22 protein-coding genes, 1 rRNA gene and 1 other annotated feature are annotated in these 19,445 nt (G+C 46.0%); all 23 genes read left to right on the top strand.

The features are described from left to right. Positions 1-13 precede the first annotated feature (13 nt). Entirely contained in the window at positions 14-256 is a 243-nt protein-coding gene (locus AC6EJC_RS21825; protein ID WP_023989955.1) for a DUF4321 domain-containing protein, read from the top strand. 22 nt (positions 257-278) lie between these two features. Then, a complete protein-coding gene (locus AC6EJC_RS21820) occupies positions 279-887 on the top strand; it encodes a Maf family protein (protein WP_444955769.1) in 609 nt (202 codons plus the stop codon). Between the two features lie 13 nt (positions 888-900). Further along, positions 901-1,593 (top strand): RadC family protein, encoded by a 693-nt coding sequence (gene radC / locus AC6EJC_RS21815; protein WP_444955768.1) that lies wholly within the window; start codon positions 901-903, stop codon positions 1,591-1,593. Positions 1,594-1,698: 105 nt separating this feature from the next. Beyond that, entirely contained in the window at positions 1,699-2,733 is a 1,035-nt protein-coding gene (locus AC6EJC_RS21810) for a rod shape-determining protein (RefSeq protein ID WP_444955767.1), read from the top strand. Between the two features lie 55 nt (positions 2,734-2,788). Continuing rightward, entirely contained in the window at positions 2,789-3,610 is an 822-nt protein-coding gene (mreC, locus tag AC6EJC_RS21805; RefSeq protein WP_444955766.1) for a rod shape-determining protein MreC, read from the top strand. After that, positions 3,610-4,140, top strand: coding sequence for a rod shape-determining protein MreD (mreD, locus tag AC6EJC_RS21800; protein ID WP_444955765.1), 531 nt, complete (start codon positions 3,610-3,612; stop codon positions 4,138-4,140). The genes mreC and mreD overlap by 1 nt, the downstream gene beginning before the upstream one ends. 82 nt (positions 4,141-4,222) lie before the next feature. Beyond that, positions 4,223-4,885: a septum site-determining protein MinC gene (gene minC, locus AC6EJC_RS21795; protein WP_444955764.1), complete on the top strand. Its 663-nt coding sequence runs from the start codon at positions 4,223-4,225 to the stop codon at positions 4,883-4,885. Between the two features lie 3 nt (positions 4,886-4,888). Further along, positions 4,889-5,686: a septum site-determining protein MinD gene (minD, locus tag AC6EJC_RS21790; RefSeq protein WP_013372668.1), complete on the top strand. Its 798-nt coding sequence runs from the start codon at positions 4,889-4,891 to the stop codon at positions 5,684-5,686. A 259-nt stretch (positions 5,687-5,945) separates the two neighbouring features. Continuing rightward, a complete protein-coding gene (locus AC6EJC_RS21785) occupies positions 5,946-6,791 on the top strand; it encodes a peptidoglycan DD-metalloendopeptidase family protein (RefSeq protein ID WP_444955763.1) in 846 nt (281 codons plus the stop codon). After that, the gene (locus AC6EJC_RS21780; protein WP_444955762.1) at positions 6,784-7,662 is read left to right on the top strand and encodes a M50 family metallopeptidase; all 879 of its coding nucleotides are present in this window, start codon (positions 6,784-6,786) and stop codon (positions 7,660-7,662) included. Before AC6EJC_RS21785 ends, AC6EJC_RS21780 begins: the two co-directional genes overlap by 8 nt. Positions 7,663-7,710: 48 nt before the next feature. Then, positions 7,711-8,895, top strand: coding sequence for an Rne/Rng family ribonuclease (locus AC6EJC_RS21775; RefSeq protein ID WP_444955761.1), 1,185 nt, complete (start codon positions 7,711-7,713; stop codon positions 8,893-8,895). Between the two features lie 99 nt (positions 8,896-8,994). Then, positions 8,995-9,082 (top strand) — a sequence feature (ribosomal protein L21 leader region). Between the two features lie 13 nt (positions 9,083-9,095). Next, the gene (gene rplU, locus AC6EJC_RS21770) at positions 9,096-9,407 is read left to right on the top strand and encodes a 50S ribosomal protein L21 (RefSeq protein WP_013311592.1); all 312 of its coding nucleotides are present in this window, start codon (positions 9,096-9,098) and stop codon (positions 9,405-9,407) included. Between the two features lie 13 nt (positions 9,408-9,420). Then, complete coding sequence (locus AC6EJC_RS21765) at positions 9,421-9,759, top strand: ribosomal-processing cysteine protease Prp (protein ID WP_444955760.1); 339 nt, start codon at positions 9,421-9,423, stop codon at positions 9,757-9,759. Between the two features lie 5 nt (positions 9,760-9,764). After that, positions 9,765-10,082, top strand: coding sequence for a 50S ribosomal protein L27 (gene rpmA, locus AC6EJC_RS21760; RefSeq protein WP_068500009.1), 318 nt, complete (start codon positions 9,765-9,767; stop codon positions 10,080-10,082). Positions 10,083-10,227: 145 nt separating this feature from the next. Further along, positions 10,228-10,965 (top strand): Spo0B domain-containing protein, encoded by a 738-nt coding sequence (locus tag AC6EJC_RS21755; protein ID WP_444955808.1) that lies wholly within the window; start codon positions 10,228-10,230, stop codon positions 10,963-10,965. Between the two features lie 13 nt (positions 10,966-10,978). After that, the gene (gene obgE / locus AC6EJC_RS21750; protein WP_444955759.1) at positions 10,979-12,289 is read left to right on the top strand and encodes a GTPase ObgE; all 1,311 of its coding nucleotides are present in this window, start codon (positions 10,979-10,981) and stop codon (positions 12,287-12,289) included. A gap of 157 nt (positions 12,290-12,446) precedes the next feature. Then, positions 12,447-12,884, top strand: a complete 438-nt coding sequence (locus tag AC6EJC_RS21745) for an ACT domain-containing protein (RefSeq protein ID WP_444955758.1) — start codon at positions 12,447-12,449, stop codon at positions 12,882-12,884. Between the two features lie 43 nt (positions 12,885-12,927). Next, on the top strand, positions 12,928-14,214 hold the full coding sequence (locus AC6EJC_RS21740; protein ID WP_444955757.1) for a homoserine dehydrogenase: 1,287 nt from the start codon (positions 12,928-12,930) through the stop codon (positions 14,212-14,214). A gap of 27 nt (positions 14,215-14,241) precedes the next feature. After that, positions 14,242-15,210 (top strand): homoserine kinase, encoded by a 969-nt coding sequence (gene thrB, locus AC6EJC_RS21735; protein WP_444955756.1) that lies wholly within the window; start codon positions 14,242-14,244, stop codon positions 15,208-15,210. Next, positions 15,207-16,106 (top strand): prephenate dehydratase, encoded by a 900-nt coding sequence (gene pheA, locus AC6EJC_RS21730; RefSeq protein WP_444955755.1) that lies wholly within the window; start codon positions 15,207-15,209, stop codon positions 16,104-16,106. The genes thrB and pheA overlap by 4 nt, the downstream gene beginning before the upstream one ends. A 17-nt stretch (positions 16,107-16,123) precedes the next feature. Beyond that, the gene (gene ilvE / locus AC6EJC_RS21725) at positions 16,124-17,008 is read left to right on the top strand and encodes a branched-chain-amino-acid transaminase (protein WP_444955754.1); all 885 of its coding nucleotides are present in this window, start codon (positions 16,124-16,126) and stop codon (positions 17,006-17,008) included. Between the two features lie 159 nt (positions 17,009-17,167). Next, positions 17,168-18,769, top strand: coding sequence for a LysM peptidoglycan-binding domain-containing protein (locus tag AC6EJC_RS21720; protein WP_444955753.1), 1,602 nt, complete (start codon positions 17,168-17,170; stop codon positions 18,767-18,769). A 597-nt stretch (positions 18,770-19,366) separates the two neighbouring features. Continuing rightward, a 16S ribosomal RNA gene (locus AC6EJC_RS21715) occupies positions 19,367-19,445 on the top strand; the annotation flags it as partial.

Below are 19,445 nucleotides of genomic sequence, written 5' to 3'. Positions count from 1 at the left end.
AGGGAAGATCAGGATGAAAAAAAATGTAGGAATGCTTATACTGTTTTTGTTGCTCGGTTGGCTCTTGGGTGCATGGATTGCCAAAGCCCTTCAATCGATCAAGTTCCTTTCCTTTCTGACCCACCCCACTAGGATATCTTGGTCGCCGAGAGCGGACCTGGATATTATCAGCTACAACATAACGATAAATTTTGAATTGAGCCTGCTTAGTCTGATCGGCATCATTGCCGCGTTCTGGCTGTACCGCAGGCTCTAACTGATGAAAAGGAGCTTCCCTTATGGACGGGAAAATTACGCCCCGCATTATTCTGGCATCGACTTCACCAAGAAGGAAGGAATTGCTCGCATTTTTGAGACTCCCCTTTGAGGTGGTGCCGAGTCATGCGGATGAGAGCACGCCTGAGAGCTGGACGCCTCAGCAAATCGTGGAGACCCTTGCGGCACGCAAAGCCGAAGCGGTCGTGAACACCGCCGCTCAGTCCGAGGAAGCTGGACTGGTTATTGGCAGTGATACCATTGTCGTGCTGGATGGTTCGGTATTGGGCAAGCCTGCCGACCATGCGGACGCGGTTCGCATGCTGACTGCATTGCAGGGAAGAACACACCGTGTGTACACCGGGGTAGCCTGCATACATACCGGAACCGGCAAAATGCTTGTCAGACATCGCCAAACGGAGGTTACAATGAAGCCTCTGAGCCAAGAGCAAATTGTGGCATACGTGAACACTGGCGAACCATCTGACAAAGCAGGAGCGTATGGCATTCAAGGCATGGGTGCTACGCTGGTGGAATCTATTCAGGGTTGTTATTTTAACGTCGTAGGATTGCCGCTTTCCTTGCTGTCGGACATGCTGTCCGATTTTGGAGTGAATGTGTTGCGTCCATAAAGGGGATAAACATATGCTGGAGTCGCCAATACTGATGCTTCGCGACCTCCCCCATGAAGAACGACCAAGAGAGCGCATGATGACATATGGGGCGGATGCCTTGAGCAACGCGGAGTTGCTGGCAATATTGCTGCGTACAGGAACACAAAATGAGTCATCGGTGCATTTAGCGCAGCGTATTTTGCAGCAGGCAGGGAACTTGCGTCAACTGGTGGATATGAGTCTGAGCGAGTTGACCCAGATTAAGGGCATTGGAAATGCTAAAGCGATACAGCTAAAAGCGGGTATCGAACTGGGGCGTCGATTAGCATTGTCTCGCCATTTGGAGACCCCGGTGATTAGTTGCCCGCGGGATGTGGCAGATCTGCTGTTTGAGCAGCTTCGTTATTTGCAAAAAGAGCATTTTGTATGCTTGTTCCTAAACACTAAAAATCATGTCATTGCTCAGGAAACACTATCTATGGGCAGCCTGAATTCCGCCATCGTGCATCCTCGTGAAGTATTTCGGGCAGCAATCAAATGCAGCAGTGCTTCGATCATTTGTGCTCATAACCATCCGAGCGGTGATCCGAAGCCAAGCCCGGAGGATGTCCAGTTGACTCGCCGCCTGATGGAAGCGGGCAACATCGTGGGTATCGACGTGCTTGATCATATTGTGATCGGGGACGGGACCTTTATAAGTTTGAAGGAACAAGGTCTGATATAATATAATATTTAAATCAAACATTTAAATCCGACCGGATAATCCGGCCTGAATAAACCGTTTATACATGGATAACAGATTTCAGGGAAGAGAAAAGGAGATTACATCATGCTGGGTGGCTTTACAAAAGATTTGGGAATTGACTTGGGGACGGCAAACACGCTTGTATACGTAAGAGGAAAAGGAATTGTGGTTCGTGAACCATCTGTAGTCGCTTTGCGTACAGATACAAAAACCATTGAGGCTGTTGGTGAATCTGCGAAAAAAATGATCGGTCGCACACCGGGAAATATCCGTGCGATTCGTCCGATGAAGGACGGTGTCATTGCTGATTTTGATACGACAGCAACGATGATCAAATATTTTATCCGTCAGGCGCAAGCCCAACGTTCTTGGTTTCCACGCCATCCGAACGTGATGGTTTGCGTGCCTTCAGGCATTACTGCCGTGGAGCAGCGTGCTGTTGAAGATGCGACGAAGCAAGCAGGCGCAAGAGAGGCATACACGATAGAGGAGCCGTTTGCAGCTGCAATTGGCGCTGATCTTCCCGTATGGGAGCCTACAGGCAGTATGGTTGTCGATATCGGTGGAGGTACAACCGAGGTTGCAGTCATTTCCCTGGGAGGGATTGTAACAAGCCGTTCTGTGCGTGTGGCTGGCGATGAAATGGACGACTCCATCATCCAATACGTGAAGCGTCAATACAACCTGATGATTGGTGAACGGACTTCAGAGCAGCTGAAAATGGAAGTTGGTTCAGCTATGCCATTAGAGCAAGTGGAGACATCGGAAATCCGCGGACGGGATCTGGTAACAGGTTTGCCGAAGACGATTACGATTACATCCGATGAAATTAGCGAAGCATTATCGGATACAGTCAATGCGATCGTGGACGCGGTCAAAGTAACACTGGAAAAATGCCCTCCCGAGTTGGCAGCGGACATCATGGATAGAGGAATCGTACTGACTGGCGGTGGAGCACTTCTGCGTAACCTGGACAAGCTGTTGGCAGGTGAAACCGGAATGCCGGTGATCGTAGCGGAAAATCCTCTGGATTGTGTGGCAATCGGTACAGGCAGAGCGCTGGAAAATATCCATTTGTTCAAATCGCGCAGTAGTTCTGCCGTCCGTTCCAAACGTTGAATCGGGGGTGTAGGAACTGTTTAAGCTGTTTGGCAATAAAAGACTATTTGTTCTATTGATCGGGATCGTTCTGTTTATTGCCCTTATGGGGATTACACTTGGACAGAGAAATTCCTTAACCTGGCCGGAGAAGTTCGCCAGAGATTCAATTGGCTTTGTGCAAGGTATCTTTTACAGGCCCGCTTCAGCAATAGCGGGCTTCTTTGAAGATATCGGAAATATGCGTAATATCTACGAAGAAAATGAGCGGTTAAAAATTGCTGTAGCAAAGCTGACTCGTGACCAGATTCAGACCCATAATTATGTTGAAACAAATGCCAGACTGCAGAATGAACTGAAGTTCACCCAAACGCAAAAGGCGAAAAATAATTATGATTATCGTGTTGCTCAAGTGAATAGCGTCAGCAATGATTCCAAAACGCTTGTGATTGATATTGGTGAGAAGGACGGAGCGAAGGTTGGTCAGGAAGTCAGTTCGCTTGAAGGATTTGTAGGAGTCATTAGCCGCACGGGAAATTTTACGTCCACCGTTACGCTGTTGACTACATTGGATCCTAAAAATCCGAGTTCTTATGCCATTGCAGCGACAGTCTTGGGCAAGGAAAATCAATCGTTTGGTATGATTGAAAGCTATGATCCGGGTACGAACAGATTTCAAATGACTCGCATTGAGGAAAAAGATCCAATCGCAAAGGGCGACCAGATTATTACGTCTGGCGCAGGCGGAAAATTCCGTAAAAACCTAAAGATTGGAACGGTAGAGAAAATCCAGGTTGGGGAGTTCGGCCAAACACGGACAGCGATTATTAAACCGGCAGCCAGCTTTGTGGATTGGAAGGAATTGCTCGTTCTTTACACTCCTGAGGTACCGGAATAATGAAGATGCGCGGTCAGGTTCTAATACTGCTGCTGTTTGCACTGTTTATAGCTGAAGGAACGATTCTTCCGTGGCTTCTTCCGGATAGTTGGCATTCAAGAATGGTTCCGAATTTTGTATATGTCGTGATCTTGTTTGTATCTGTGTATTACAGCCGTCATACAGCATTGGTGCTAGGTATTGTTTTTGGACTTATTCATGATGTAGTGTACTACGGGTTTATCATTGGCCCTTACTCTTTTGCAATGGGGTTGTCTGCATACTTATTGGGGCTTGTTTTTACAGCTCGACGTGCGCCGATGCCCATTATGATGGCGGCCGTGTTGATTGGTAGTTTTTTGCTGGATTCTATGCTTTTTGCCATTGATCAGCTGTTTCAGCTGAATCATCAGACTTTCAATTGGGCACTTGCTCAGTATATGATTCCTGATTTATTTATCCATTTTCTGTTCGCCCTCATCATTTATGTCCCAGTTCGCAAGCAATTGCAGCGTTTGGGTACCCGTGAGAAAAAGGAAGAGGCCGTCTAGGTCTTTTCACACACATTTTGTCCGGGTTAGCAGGGATTTGACGTCCCGAGGCCGAAATGATTGAGATAGGAGGGACAGGCTAATGGCGGTGAAATCGAATCATGTCACGATTAAAGGCATCAAAGATGGCCTGGTATTCCTGCTGGACGATCAATGCGAGTTTGAGGATTTGCTGGGTGAGCTGCGTTTTAAGCTGGAACACAGTCATCAAAATATTTTAACAGGCCCGATTATTCATGTGGATATTAAGCTGGGAAGCCGGGAAGTGACTGAGGAACAGAAGGAAAGTATTCTGGAGATCTTGAAGCAGAAGGGAAACCTGCTCATCAGGTCTGTAGAATCACCCGGACTGCCTGCAGAAGTGCAGGGAAAGCCCCCCATTCACACGGTGACAGGGATTATCCGTTCAGGTCAAGTGCTTCATCACAATGGCAACTTACTCTTTTTGGGAGATGTAAACCCAGGCGGAATTATAACATGTACCGGTGATATTTATGTCCTCGGCGCTCTGCGAGGCATGGCGCATGCAGGGATGGAGGGAAATAGTGAAGCGATTATCGCGGCCTCCTATTTTGCACCGACACAGCTGCGAATTTCCGAAATGATCAGCCGTCCACCAGACGAATGGGAGACACGTGAATCCGGTATGGAATTTGCGTATCTCAAGGATGGCGCTATGCAAATAGATAAAATGAGCAATATTGTGCGTCTGGGCCGCGATTTTAACGTGTTCAAAGGGGTGTAGCACATGGGAGAGGCTATCGTCGTCACTTCAGGAAAAGGCGGCGTCGGCAAAACGACGACGTCAGCCAATATAGGAACAGCGCTTGCACTGCTCGGCAAAAAGGTATGTTTGGTCGATACGGATATCGGTTTGCGTAATCTAGACGTTGTGATGGGTCTGGAAAACCGGATTATTTATGACCTTGTTGATGTAGCGGAAGGTCGTTGCCGTTTAAATCAGGCACTGGTTAAGGACAAGCGTTTTGAGGAGCTGTATATGCTGCCAGCCGCTCAAACCAAGGACAAGAGTGCTGTTACGCCGGAGCAGGTAAAGGATATTATTTTGGAGCTTAAAAAGGATTTTGAATATATATTGATCGACTGCCCTGCGGGTATCGAACAGGGCTTTAAAAATGCCATTGCTGGTGCGGATCAGGCCATTGTTGTAACCACCCCGGAAAATGCCGCCGTACGCGATGCAGACCGGGTAATTGGTTTACTGGAAAGCTCACATGTGATATCACCCAAGTTGGTGGTTAACCGTATTCGCAATAGTATGGTTAAATCCGGAGATATGTTAGATATTGATGGGATTTTACAAGTGCTTAGCATAGACCTTATTGGGATTGTGCCAGATGATGAAATGGTAATTAAAGCAGCTAATACAGGAGAGCCTACTGTTATGAATCCAGATGCACAGGCAGCGATTGCTTACCGCAACATTGCGAGACGGATTTTGGGCGATACAGTGCCCCTCATGCAGCTGGACCAGAAGAAGAGCGTGATGACACGCTTTAAGAAGTTTTTTGGTATGGGTGGATGAGAAAATTAAAATTGTAATACTAGACACTTAAATAAGTAATAATCTTATTTAAGTGTTTTTGGTTTGTCTTTTTAAATTTCTATAATTCGTGTTTCTCAAAATTTAGGGTCACTACATAAATGTCATAAATACAAACAGGTCCGGTGCACTTGCGCCGGTTTTTTTGATTTTTAGGTGTATAATCCCGAACCGGACAACATAAGTTGAAGCCCGTCCTCATAAGATGTATAAACATACCTCGCTGAGGGGGCTGAACAGGATGAATAAAAATTCCGGAATCAAGCAGCGCAGAGAAGAACGTATACAGCAGCTAATCGCGGGAAGCAAAGCGGAGGTGTATTCCTCTGGCATATATCAGGACAGGCACGGGGATAGAGAAATGAATTCGATGCCTATAGTCAGTGCCAACTCGCCCAGAGACCCGGAAACCGAGTGGAAAAATGATCGGCAACGCTGGCAGCAATCTTTTGGGGCGAACCGTGGTCCGTCCTTTTGGACTTCCTTTTGGCGCAGATCTGTCATGGCAACGGTGTTATTTGGAATGGTATGGGGATTGTTTCGCTGGGATATTCCCTATGCAGTGAATTTGAGAATTTTTATCGCAGATGCCTTGAATAAGGATATGGATTTTACAGCCGCCGGACAATGGTATGAAACTTATTTTGACGGAGCTCCCTCCTTTTTGCCGATTTTTGGCGAGGAGCATGAAACGCACAAGGTAGACGCAAGTCGAAAGGGCTCTCCACCGATTGAAGGCAATATAACACAGTCGTTTGCCCTAAGTCTTAAAGGGGTAGAAATTACGCCGAATGTTACCGGCAACGGGGCAATCGCTGTTAAAAGTATAGATGTAGGACGTGTATTAGACATATTGAATCATCCCGAAAGTGGAATTACGATTACAATTCGCCATACTGGCGGTATTACAGCAACTTACGGAAGGCTTTCCCGCTCTACCTTAAAAGTGAACGACTGGGTTCAGGAGGGAGACGAGATCGGTGTACTGCCAGCAAGCCACAACGGCAGCGAGGCGGTAACTTTGTTTTTGGCAGTGCAGAGAGGGGATCAATATATTGACCCGTCGGAAGTGGTAGCCCTTGATTAATGTCCGGGGGGTGACTTTATCACTGCATCCACTGTTTGTATTAGTTATGCTGACCTCTGTATTAACTGGACATTTTATCGAGATCATGACCTTGTTTACACTGGTGTTTATTCATGAGCTAGGTCATGCGACAGCCGCTTCGCTGTTGGGGGCGCGGGTGCTTTCCATACAGATGTTACCCTTTGGAGGAGTGGCAGTTATTGAGGATCAGGGGAAGCTCAATGCGTGGAAGGAGATTGTCATTGCCCTGGCGGGCCCCCTGCAAAACGGAATCATGATCATTATCCTTTTATGGCTCAGAAATGTGAGTGGGCTGGAGCATGATTATGTAAATTATATAATTCAGGGAAATGCAGTTATTGCACTGTTTAATTTGTTACCAATTTTACCACTTGATGGTGGGAAAATATTGCAGTCATTGATTAGTTTATCCTTTTCTTATCACCGCACATTGGTGTGGACTTTTCGAGCCAGTATCGTAACGAGTCTGCTATTTTGTATGTATGGTATTTCGCCGTTGTTAAGGCAAAATGGGCCTATGCATTTAAATCTGCTGGCGGTAGGGATTTTTTTGCTTTATTCTAATATTGTGGATTATCGGAATATCCCTTACCGTTTTATACGTTTTTTGCTGGGGAGGGACGAGCTTTTTTATCGCGAAGCCGCTAAGGGGAGTATTGCCTTACCTATTGTATCCCTGCCAGTGAAACATTTGGAGCCTGTTTTGCGTCTTTTCAGAAGAGATCGGTATCATATGGTTTATGTTATGAATGAGCAGGGACGGATTGTAGCCGTATTGCCGGAGCAACGTCTTATTCGCTCTTATTTTGCGGCACGCCCGCCAAATGGTGGAGAACCCAAGCCCAAATAATGTTTTATGAGTTGAGGAAGAGGCTGTATCCAGAGAGGTTGAAAAACCATGAAGCAAATGATTGTACAATGCCAACAACAGATGACCCAAATGGCGCTGTTAGAAGAGGGACGATTGGTTGAATATGCGGCTGAACTACCGCGAAAACGGGGAATTCTAGGTTCTTTTTTCAAGGCGAGGGTGGTCAATGTACTACCAGGAATGCAAGCCGCCTTTGTTGACATTGGACAGCGAAAGAATGCCTTTTTGTATGTGGATGACGTACTTCATGCCCATTTGGACAAGCAACCGGAGGTAAAGCCATCCATTACTGAACTGTTAAAGGTGGGTCAGGAAATTGTAGTGCAGGTATTAAAAGAGGCTGTTGGTAGCAAAGGTGCCAGGGTCACCACTCATTTTTCACTTCCGGGCCGTTGGATCGTATACATGCCTCGTGCTGATTATGTGGCCGTATCCAAGAAGATCGAGCGTGAGGGAGAACGTGCCCGTTTGAAAGCAATGGGAGAGCAGCTGCGCACGGGTGAGGAAGGGGTCATAATTCGTACCGTTTCGGAGGAAATGAGTATAGAGGCGATTGAAAATGATCTGAATCAACTACGTAAGCAGTGGGCAGCTATTCAGCGTAAAGCTGGTGAACACCCGGCTCCGTGTGAATTACACCGGGATTTGAGTATCGTTCAGCGTTTAATTCGGGATGTGTTTACACCTGAACAGGACGAACTGGTCATTGACAGTGAGGAGCAAGCAAAGGATGCAGAAATAATGCTGCAACAGATTGGTCCCGCGAAAGCTCATGTAAGTATATTTTGTAGTGCAGAAGAAACTATTTTTAAAGCTTATGGCATTCATGAGCAGCTGGAACGCGATTTTGCGCGAAAGGTATGGCTTCAGGGCGGCGGATACATTGTCATTGATCATACGGAGGCATTGACCGTCATTGATGTGAATACTGGGAAGTTTACGGGAGGCAGTAATCTGGAAGAGACGGTGACCCAGACTAACATTGAAGCAGCCGAAGAGATTGCCCGCCTGGTACGTGTTCGTGATATTGGTGGTATTATCATCATTGATTTTATTGACATGGAACAAGAGGAGAATCGTCGGGAAGTATCCTCTGTGCTGGAAGCAAGATTGAAGAAGGATCGGACTAAATCATATGTTGTCGGTTGGACACGGTTAGGTTTGCTGGAAATGACCCGCAAAAAAGTGCGTGAGGAAAAGACGCTCGTATAGAGCGATGCGAGAACCAAAAATCATTTCAAAACTAGAGGTTGAATGTGAACGAAACTTGTGCTACAATCATTTGGTATGTGTGATGCGTAAGATTGGCTGCACATGCTGTAACCGCTCCAATCAGGTACTGAAGTGCAGCATCCTAAGGGAATCTGCCACCTGCTATTAGGCGAGTCTGAGACATAAGGAGGTGCAAGCAAATGTACGCAATTATCGAAACAGGTGGTAAGCAATACAAAGTTCAAGAGGGCGACGTATTGTTCATCGAGAAGTTGGAAGCTAATGATGGTGAAACTGTAACGTTCGATCGTGTTTTGGCAGTGTCCGGCGACAATGGCTTGACAGCAGGTACACCGCTTCTTTCTGGAGCTTCTGTAACAGCTAAAGTTGAGAAGCATGGTCAAGGTCAAAAGGTCATCGTATACAAATACAAACCTAAAAAGAACTACCATGTGAAGCAAGGTCATCGTCAACCGTACACGAAAGTGACGATTGAAAAAATCCAAGCGTAAGAGGGTGCGATAAGTGATTATCGTGCGTATTACACGACTGGAGGATGGCAGCATACAGGGATTTTCCATTAAAGGCCATGCGAATTATGCCAAATCTGGCGAAGATATCGTATGTGCTGGTGTTTCAGCGGTAACGGTAGGAACTGTCAATTCTATTGAAGCTCTTACGGACGTTGAGATGGAAACGGAAATGGAAAACGGCTTTTTAAGCGCGTATCTTTCTCCTGAAAGTTATCATGATGCGAATGCACAGGTTCAACTGTTGCTGGAGTCCATGGTGATTATGCTGACAAGTATTGCTGAATCATACGGTAAGTATATTCAAATAGAAAATAAACAAAGAAGGAGGTAGACATCATGTTGAAATTGACATTGGATCTTCAATTATTCGCATCGAAAAAAGGTGTAGGTTCCACGAAAAACGGACGTGACAGTAGATCGAAACGTCTTGGAGTGAAACGTGCTGACGGTCAAGCAGTTACCGGCGGTAGCATCCTGGTTCGTCAACGCGGAACGAAAATTCACCCGGGCACGAACGTAGGCATCGGTAAGGACGACACTCTGTTCGCGAAAGTGGACGGCGTTGTGAAGTTCGAACGTTGGGGCCGTGATCGCAAAAAGGTGAGCATCTACCCGATCGACGCTGCTCCAGTAGCAGCTACTGTAGAAGCTTAATAGCGGCTTAGACACGCTGAAAAGCCTCCGGCACTTTTGTCGGAGGCTTTTTTGCATGATGGTAATGAACTGGAAAGTTAGTCTGTGCTATACTGGATTAAGGTCTTTATTAATCCATTTAATTATCGCAGAACGGAGAGAAGCCATGTTCCAGCGGATAAGAGCGCCTTATCTGGCGTTGGGTTCCATTCTGATTCCTTTGGTTTTTTCACTGCTCTATCCCGAAGTATTAACGATTATCATATTAGCTGTGTGGTCTATAGTTGCTGCTTGCTTTGGTATGTGGTATACACATAGGCAGGTTGAACATGAGCGGAAAGCTGCTTTGCGTTCTTTTGAGCGTACAGCGATTGCAATGCTTAACCATCACCGGCATGACTGGATGAATGACTTACAGGTACTTTATGGCTATATTCGTATGAATAAGCATGATAAATCTGCTGCTTATGTGGAAACAATAAAAGGGCGCGTGGCGGAAGACAGTAAAATTTCTAAGTTGGGTATTCCCTCGCTGGTGTTTTATTTGCAGTCTTTTCGCGTGAACGCTGGAAATTTACAGTTGTCGGTACAGGTTGAGGAGCAGCTAAAGTTAGACGCTGTCATGTCTCCCGAAGACGGCGAGTCGCTTGCCTCGGCCGTCATAGAAACGGTGCGTGCGTATCAATATGGCGGGGGCCGGTCGTCCTGGGGAGAAGTGCGCAGATTGACACTTTTTTTCGGTATGGATCAGAATGATGTTATCGTCCGTTTTGAAGGAAGTGACATACCTGCTGATTTGAATATCCTAAAGCAGGTCAGGTCCGTACTCGGAAGTGAACGCATTCGAACAGAGAAGCTCCCTACGGGCGAAATGCTTCAAATTAGGATGCAGTGCCAGACATAAGGAAGGTGTAACCATGTTTGTAGATAAAGCGAAGATTTTTGTTAAAGGTGGAGACGGTGGAGACGGATTAATTGCGTTTCGCCGTGAAAAATACGTTCCTGAAGGTGGCCCAGGTGGTGGTGACGGAGGGAACGGTGGAGACGTAATTTTCCGTGTAGATGAGGGTTTGCGTACCTTGATGGATTTTCGTTACCAACGGCATTTTAAAGCCCAGCGTGGAGTAAAAGGTCGCAACAAAAGCCAGCACGGAGCGAATGCGGAGCACATGATCGTACGTATACCACCGGGAACAGTCATCATAGATGATGATACTGGTGAAGTAGTGGCAGATATGACGCGTCATGGTCAACAAGTCGTCGTAGCTAAAGGAGGACGCGGAGGACGCGGAAACATCCGTTTTGCTACGCCGAATAACCCAGCGCCTGAGTTGGCTGAGAACGGCGCAGAGGGACAAGAACGTTATATTACGCTTGAGCTAAAAGTAATGGCTGATGTAGGGTTGGTCGGTTTCCCTAGTGTAGGGAAGTCCACCTTGTTGTCGGTTGTATCTTCTGCAAAACCTAAAATTGGCGCATACCACTTTACAACGATTACCCCGAATTTGGGCGTCGTGGATGTGGGTGATCATCGTAACTTTGTGATGGCGGATTTACCTGGTTTGATTGAAGGAGCTCATGAAGGTATTGGGCTGGGACATGAATTTCTGCGGCACATTGAGCGGACGCGTATTATTATCCATGTCGTGGATATGGCGGGCTCTGAAGGACGTGACCCATTTGAAGATTGGACTAAAATTAACGACGAATTGAAGCAATATAATGCAGCGTTGGCTGAGCGTCCACAAATTGTGGCGGCCAATAAAATGGATATGCCGGAAGCTGAAGAAAACCTGGCTCACTTCAAAGAGCAGATTGCTTCTATACGTCCTGATCTTGAAATCATGCCTATTTCCTCGTTGACACGCCAAGGTGTGAAGGAACTGCTCTATCGGGCTGCTGATCTGTTGGATCAAATACCGGACGAGCCAGTTGTTGAGGAAGTAGCAGAAGTCAATGAACGTAAGGTATTCAAGTTGGATACGGCAGAAGACGATGGCTTTACGATTGTACGTGAAAACGACACATTCGTGGTGCACAGCCCCAAAATTGAGCGCATGATGAAGCGTATGCAGCTGAATTCGCATGATGCCATTTTAAAATTAGCAAGAACGTTGCGCCACATGGGTGTGGATGCTGAGCTACGCAAGCGTGGCGCCAAAGATGGTACATCTGTACGCATTGCTGATTTCGAGTTCGAATTCGTGGAAGGCAGCAGCTACTACTAAAAATCAAATAATGGTCTAAAACGTGGACGGTTACTGCACTATAGGGAACTCTATAGATGGCAGTAGCCGTTTTTTGTATTGTTAGCTTGCCGATTTTCAGGAGTTTCGATATAATGTCCTCTATACAAAAACATAAGTCTTTGAGGAGAGGACGTTCTTGAAAGAGCGCTATTACTTGGTACGGGAAGATATTTTGCCTGAAGCTATTGTTAAGACAATACAGGTTAAACTGCTGCTGGCTTCGGGAGATGTTAAAACCGTGCATGATGCCGTGGAGCAAGTTGGGCTAAGCCGAAGCGCCTTTTATAAATATAAGGACGGCATACATTTGGTTAACCAGCTGGAGCGTGAGCGAATTGTCAATATCTCTATTGATTTGGAGCATCAGTCCGGCATGCTGTCCAGGGTGCTTGGCAGAGTGGCAGATTTCGGAGGCAATGTGCTGACGATCCAGCAAAGTATTCCACTGCAAGGTAGAGCCAACGTAGTCATCTCGGTAGAAATGTCCAGACTCAGTGAAGAGTTGGGTGTTCTACTGGAGGGCTTGGAGGCCATCTCTGGAGTCAAACGTGTCCGCCTGATTGGGCAAGGTTAAGGCAATACAGTTCATTAGATATAAGTTAGCAGGAGGGGAATGGATGAAACCGGTCAAAGTAGGATTGTTAGGTTTGGGGACGGTAGGAACGGGAGTCGTTCGAATCGTAGAAGGCAATCAGGAAGACTTAAGCAGACAAGTGGGTTCACCGATTATCATTGAAAAAATAGCTGTAAAAAACATAGACAAATATCGTTCCATTGAAGTGGACACGGCCAAGCTTACTGAGGACCCATGGGAAGTCATTCGGGACCCTGAAATTGATGTAATTATCGAAGTCATGGGCGGCGTTGATCAGACGAAGGAATACATTCTTGAAGCGCTGGAGCGGGGCAAGCACATCGTAACAGCAAACAAGGACTTAATGGCTTTGCACGGTTCTGAAGTATTAGCAAAGGCACAAGAAAAGCAGTGTGATATTTTTTATGAGGCTAGTGTAGCAGGCGGTATCCCGATCATTCGTACACTAATTGAAGGTTTCTCCTCCGACCGTATTACCCGCATTATGGGAATTGTGAACGGTACGACAAACTTTATTTTAACTAAAATGAGTCAGGAAGGAGCCTCGTACGAGGAGGTTCTTAAGGAAGCGCAGGAGCTTGGATACGCTGAATCAGATCCGACCTCAGACGTGGAAGGACTGGATGCAGCTCGTAAAATGGCAATTCTCGGCACGCTCGGTTTCCGTTCTAATGTAGAGCTCAAGGATGTAAGTGTCAGCGGTATTTCAAAGGTAACCAGTGAAGATATTGCTTTTGCTAAAAAACTGGGATATGAAATGAAATTGCTTGGCATTGCAGAGCGCCAGGGTGATGAATTTACGATCAACGTTCAGCCGACCATGGTACGCAAGCAGCATCCATTGGCTTCGGTGAACGGGGTATTCAACGCGGTTTACGTACATGGTGAAGCAGTGGGAGAAACCATGTTTTATGGTGCGGGTGCAGGCGAAATGCCGACGGCTACATCGGTTGTAGCCGATTTAGTAGCTGTAGTGAAGAATCTCAAACTCGGCGTGAATGGGCTTAAAGCAATCGTACCTTACAACCCCAAAAAAATCAGTAATGACGAAGATGTGTATTTCAAAAACTTCGTGCTTCTGCATGTAGATGATAAAGCAGGGGTGTTGGCACGGATTACGCAGGTATTTGCTGAATTTGATGTCAGTCTGGCATCAGTTGTGCAGCAACCGAATGAGGTTAACCCCGATGCTGAAATTATTATCGTGACTCATTTAGCCAGTAAAGCGAGTATGAAAAAGGTTTTGGAGCATTTTGAAACTTTGGACGTCATCCGTCGCATCAAAAGCGTATATCGAGTAGAGGGATAGTCAATAAAAGCAGGAGGAATTGTCTGTATGACCGTTATAAAAACAGCAAGAGTGCGTGTGCCTGCGAGTACGGCCAACTTGGGCCCAGGTTTTGATACATTGGGCATGGCGTTGTCCTTATATGCATGGATTGAAATGAAGGAGGCCGAACAGACGGCTTTTCATTTATATGGAGATGAAATGAATGGCGTTCCCCAAGATAAAACCAATCTGATTTACAAGGTAGCACAAATGGTTTTTCGGGAAGCGGACGTATCTGTTCCTGAGCTCGATATTTCGATGTACTCGGATATTCCGCTCACCCGAGGTTTGGGCAGCAGCGCTTCCGCCATTGTGGGCGCCCTGGTGGCTGCCAATACGCTGATTGGCTCGCCTCTGTCGGACTCCAAGCTGTTCGACATGGCAAGCGCCATTGAAAAACATCCGGACAATGTTGGAGCTTCCCTATTTGGCGGTATTATTACAGCGATGTGGGACGGCAAGCATGCTAAGCATTTACGGCTTGAGCCGGATGCTAATCTGGAGGTTATGGTAGTTATTCCAGATTTTCAGCTGTCCACGTCGAAAGCCAGAGAAGTTCTGCCCAAGCATGTATCCTTGAAGGATGCGGTATATAATATAAGTCATGCTTCAATGCTGGTAGCGGCATTAGCATCGGGACGAACAGATTTAATCGCCGAAGCGATGCGTGATCAGCTTCATCAGCCTTACCGCGCGGCACTTGTACCGGGTATGACAGAGATCCTACAGGATGCGCACCATTATGGTGCTTTGGGTGTGGCTCTCAGTGGGGCTGGGCCGACGCTGCTAGCATTGACAGATCATCGGGAAAATCGGAAAGCGGAGTTGGAGCAGTATTTAACGGATACAATGAACAAAGAGGGGATCACTGCGTCTGTTTTAAAATTGCGCCCGGAGAGTGAAGGAGTTAAAGTATATACGGAAGGGAATACACTCCCTTTTATGGATATGATTAAAGGGGAACTTACGATATGAAACGAATTGCACTTCTTCCTGAGGGGACCGTTTCTCATGAAGCGATAAAGTATTTGTTAGGAGATACGCCCTGTGAATTACTGTTTTACAAGCATATAGCGGACGTATTTCAGGCAGTAGACAAGGGAAAGGCAGACTATAGTGTGATTCCCATTGAAAATACGATTGATGGCTCTGTAAGTTTGCACATGGATTGGCTTGTACATGAAGTAGACATTCAAATGCAGGCAGAATGGGTATATCCTTCAATTCAAAATCTTATTGGACATCGCAGTGAATTTACTAAGGATCAGGACAAGCTGGATTTGAGCAAAGTGGTCAAAATTATGTCCCATCCTGTAGCGCTTCCCCAGTGTAAAGAATTCATACAGACTTCCGCCCCTCAGGCCGAGCTGGAGAGTGCAGGAAGTACGGCAGAAGCCGTCGAAATTGTTAAACATAACCCCGGTAAAGGCTGGACCGCTCTCGGAACCAAGCTTGCGGCTGCCAAACACGGATTGGATATTTTAGCCAGCAAAGTGACGGATCACGATAACAACTTTACCCGCTTTGTCTTGATCGGCCATCAACCTATACGTCTCCCACGTACGCCTGAAGGCCAGCGAACCAGTATTTTGGTCACGCCGCCGCAGGATTTCCCAGGAGCGCTGCATCAGGTTTTATCCGCATTTGCGTGGCGCAGGTTAAATCTGTCCCGTATTGAATCGCGTCCGACCAAAAAGCAATTGGGGAATTATTATTTTTACATTGAAGTATTGGAATCTCTGCATTCCGTTTTGCTTCCGGCAGCCTTTGCAGAGATTGAGGCTTTGGGGTGCCATGTACGTATTCTTGGCTCTTATCCAAGTTACAAGTATGTTGAAGCAGCGATCGAACCTATTTTGAAGAAACATTAATCGGAGGTGTGGTTTTAATGGCAGAACAATGGATTTATCTGGATGGGCAGCATGTGACTAAGGAAAATGCAAAGGTTTCCGTATACGATCATGGATTTTTGTACGGAGACGGTATATTTGAAGGCATTCGTATTTATAACGGCAATATTTTTAAATGTAAGGAGCACTTGGAGCGTCTGTATGATTCTGCGAAATCCATTCAGTTAAATATTCCGTTGTCTCCTGATGAAATGCTGGAAGCAATGGCTGAAACGATTCGTCTTAACGAAATGCGTAACGGATATATCCGTCTGGTTGTATCCCGTGGTGTAGGAAATCTAGGTTTGGATCCTCTTCGTTGTGCGAAGGCAAGTGTCATCATTATCGTGGAGCAGCTCGCCATTTACCCGGAGGAAGCTTACTTGACTGGCCTGAAGACAATCTCTGTCTCTCAGCGTCGTAACATCCCGGATGCTTTGAACCCGAAAATTAAATCGTTGAACTATCTCAACAATATCCTGGTAAAGATCCAGTCTAACTACGCTGGTGTAGGTGAGGCTATTATGCTCAATTCCCAAGGGTATGTGACGGAAGGTTCTGCGGACAACATTTTCATTGTCAAAAATGGAGTGTTATATACACCGCCTTGCTATTTGGGAGCGCTTGAGGGTATTACTCGTAATGCTATCATCGATTTGTGTGCTAAGCTTGGATATTCGCTCAAGGAGCAACCTTTTACACTGCATGATGTGTATGTTGCGGATGAGGTATTTTTTACAGGAACCGCGGCAGAAGTTATTGCAGCTTATGAAGTGGATGGTCGTACGATCGGTTCCGGTGTTGCTGGTCCAGTGACTTTGGAGCTACTGGCTGAGTTCAGGAAGATCGTGGATCAGGATGGCTATAAAGTGTGGCAGGACTAAAATAATACTAAATCCTTTTGACTGAATGCTCGCGAGAGTATTCGGTTGAGAGGATTTTTTTGTTTGTATGGGGTCATTCGCCCGGGAGGTGCATAGGATGTAATAACAGAAGCCGGGCGTTTATCCCGCCCGAACGAAAGTCTAGGAGGTTTGTGACCTGTGAAAATACACATCGTCAAAAAAGGTGACACCCTGTACTTGCTGGCACAGAAGTATAATGTGACGCTGGAGAAAGTTATTGCCGCCAATCCCCAATTGGCAGACCCTAATCAGTTGAACATCGGCGAGAAAATCAAAATACCGACAGAACCTGTTACGATGGAAACACAGCCGTCAACGGTATATCAGCACAAGGTTAAGCAAGGAGATTCGTTGTGGAAGTTGTCCAAGGCGTGGAATGTACCGCTTAAGCTAATTATCGATGCCAATTCCCAGCTTAAAAACCCCAATGCTCTTCTGGTTGGAGAAACAGTTAATATCCCACACTACAAAGAAGAAGCGTCTGATATTGTTGCGAATAAAAAAAATACCGCAGTTAAAGAAGAGATGACACAGCCTAAACCTGAATTCCCAACCAAGCAAGAGCTTACCGAGCCTAAGGTGGAGCTTACCCAGCCTAAGGCGGATTTGACTCAGCCTAAACCGGAGAACATACCTAGTCCTAAAGAAGAGATGACGCAGCCGAAAGAAATGGTGAATCCTCCTAAGCTTCCTGAATTAAAACTGCCTGAAGTTCCCATGCCGATGGCACCAGTGAATCCTGCTCCGCCTCAAATACAGCCTATAGTTACTCAACCGATTGCACCCAAGCCACAGCTGCCAGTAAATATGGAGAAGCAACCCGTAACTGAAAAATTTTGTGGCTGCACAAGCTCGAAGCCAATAGTAAATTCTCCATGGCCAGTACAGCAGCAGACATTTGATTACAGCCCACAAATAAATACAATGCCGAAGTCGTGGTATCCGGGCATTGGGTCTCCTCAACCTTGGGGGAATGCTCCTGTAAATACCTCCTTTGCAGAAAATGCTTCTCCTTCGATAGCTCCAGATCAGGGTTATCATCATGACTGTGAGCATCCATGGAGTTGGGGACCTATGCAAAAAGCGTCTATAAATGCCCACCCAACACCTTATCCTGCCTTTTCGGATTGCTGTACCCCCGGATATTATCCGAGTCATGAAGCGTCTGAAAATACATCCTATCCTGTCTATCCCCCATTTATCCATCAAGGCTACCCACAGCAAAATCCTGAGAGTACAGCTCAGGGCAGTCAGTGGGGGCATACATGGGGAGGACCTCAATATGGTTTGCCTGCGGGTGGATACGTGTCCGACTATAGCCAGCTACTAGGACAACAATCTGCGAATTCCCCATATCATCCGTCCGCACATGGGAATGCACCTATGTATCCATTAGAGGGATATACAACGCCTTATATGTTTATGCCGGACTGTGGCTGCCGGGAAGGGAACACGGAGTCGGCGCCAGCATTTTCGGGAACGCAGGAAGTAGGTAACAATCTGACTATTGCGTCCCAAAATGAAGTTGTTTCTTCTTCTAAACCAAAGGATAGTAGCGTGCGGAAAGGCAAATCAAAAGACGTCTCTGGCAGTACATCCAAAGAAGAGACGTCCAAAGCCAAGATTTCCAGTAAAAATGCTACTATCAAAAAGCAGAAATCCCGTAAGTCAACTGGAGGAGGATCCCATTCCTCATCCTATAGTGCTCGTTCACGTAAAAATCCATGGATTAAGGACTGACGTAGCTAAATATAAGATGAGGGGAATCGCCTAGTAGTGTCCCGGCTTTATTAGTCATTAAGAGAAAGAAATGAATGTTAAAGGGACTGTTATTCTGCTTGTAGGGAATAATAGTCTCTTTATTTAAATGCAGTGATTTTAACATGAAAAAATAAGTTTAAAAAAGGTGTTGCTAATTATCGTGTTTATGTGGTATATTCTTATAGCTGTCTTTTACAAGATAGTTAGCAACACAAAAACAAAGTAGAATTGATTAAAAAATTCTTTTAAAAAAGTGTTGCAAAGAAGTAGAAAACATGATATATTATTTAAGTCGCCGCTGAGATGCGGTGGTGAAACAAAGTGAAGATAAAGTAAAACATTATGCAGGTTTGATCTTTGAAAACTGAACAACGAGTGAGTAATGATTTTGCTTGCAAAATCAAATGCTAAGATTCTAGTATATACCGTCAGGTTGTATAGAATGGAAGCGAAAAGAGATATTTTATCTCGTCAGTTTCAAAATGAGCTTATCGCTCTTTCTATATTGTTTCATCTTCGGTTCTTCTCAATAGAGTGGATGAAGATGAAACAGGTTGACGTTACTTTGTAACGTCTTTAATGGAGAGTTTGATCCTGGCTCAGGACGAACGCTGGCGGCGTGCCTAATACATGCAAGTCGAGCGGGGTTATGTAG

Source organism: Paenibacillus sp. TY11 (genome assembly GCF_059772165.1).
The sequence above is the reverse complement of the archived record's forward strand: the minus strand, read 5'-3'. Positions and strand labels throughout refer to the sequence as shown.

Bases quoted from the DNA above. Each gene is read 5' to 3' on its own strand.
- AC6EJC_RS21755 (WP_444955808.1), top strand. From the start codon at position 10,228: ATGTTCCAGCGGATAAGAGCGCCTTATCTGGCGTTGGGTTCCATTCTG.
- AC6EJC_RS21820 (WP_444955769.1), top strand. From the start codon at position 279: ATGGACGGGAAAATTACGCCCCGCATTATTCTGGCATCGACTTCACCA.
- ilvE (WP_444955754.1), top strand. From the start codon at position 16,124: ATGGCAGAACAATGGATTTATCTGGATGGGCAGCATGTGACTAAGGAA.
- rplU (WP_013311592.1), top strand. From the start codon at position 9,096: ATGTACGCAATTATCGAAACAGGTGGTAAGCAATACAAAGTTCAAGAG.
- minC (WP_444955764.1), top strand. From the start codon at position 4,223: ATGGCGGTGAAATCGAATCATGTCACGATTAAAGGCATCAAAGATGGC.
- radC (WP_444955768.1), top strand. From the start codon at position 901: ATGCTGGAGTCGCCAATACTGATGCTTCGCGACCTCCCCCATGAAGAA.
- mreD (WP_444955765.1), top strand. From the start codon at position 3,610: ATGAAGATGCGCGGTCAGGTTCTAATACTGCTGCTGTTTGCACTGTTT.
- thrB (WP_444955756.1), top strand. From the start codon at position 14,242: ATGACCGTTATAAAAACAGCAAGAGTGCGTGTGCCTGCGAGTACGGCC.
- rpmA (WP_068500009.1), top strand. From the start codon at position 9,765: ATGTTGAAATTGACATTGGATCTTCAATTATTCGCATCGAAAAAAGGT.
- AC6EJC_RS21810 (WP_444955767.1), top strand. From the start codon at position 1,699: ATGCTGGGTGGCTTTACAAAAGATTTGGGAATTGACTTGGGGACGGCA.
- AC6EJC_RS21825 (WP_023989955.1), top strand. From the start codon at position 14: ATGAAAAAAAATGTAGGAATGCTTATACTGTTTTTGTTGCTCGGTTGG.
- AC6EJC_RS21785 (WP_444955763.1), top strand. From the start codon at position 5,946: ATGAATAAAAATTCCGGAATCAAGCAGCGCAGAGAAGAACGTATACAG.
- AC6EJC_RS21775 (WP_444955761.1), top strand. From the start codon at position 7,711: ATGAAGCAAATGATTGTACAATGCCAACAACAGATGACCCAAATGGCG.
- minD (WP_013372668.1), top strand. From the start codon at position 4,889: ATGGGAGAGGCTATCGTCGTCACTTCAGGAAAAGGCGGCGTCGGCAAA.
- pheA (WP_444955755.1), top strand. From the start codon at position 15,207: ATGAAACGAATTGCACTTCTTCCTGAGGGGACCGTTTCTCATGAAGCG.
- AC6EJC_RS21740 (WP_444955757.1), top strand. From the start codon at position 12,928: ATGAAACCGGTCAAAGTAGGATTGTTAGGTTTGGGGACGGTAGGAACG.
- obgE (WP_444955759.1), top strand. From the start codon at position 10,979: ATGTTTGTAGATAAAGCGAAGATTTTTGTTAAAGGTGGAGACGGTGGA.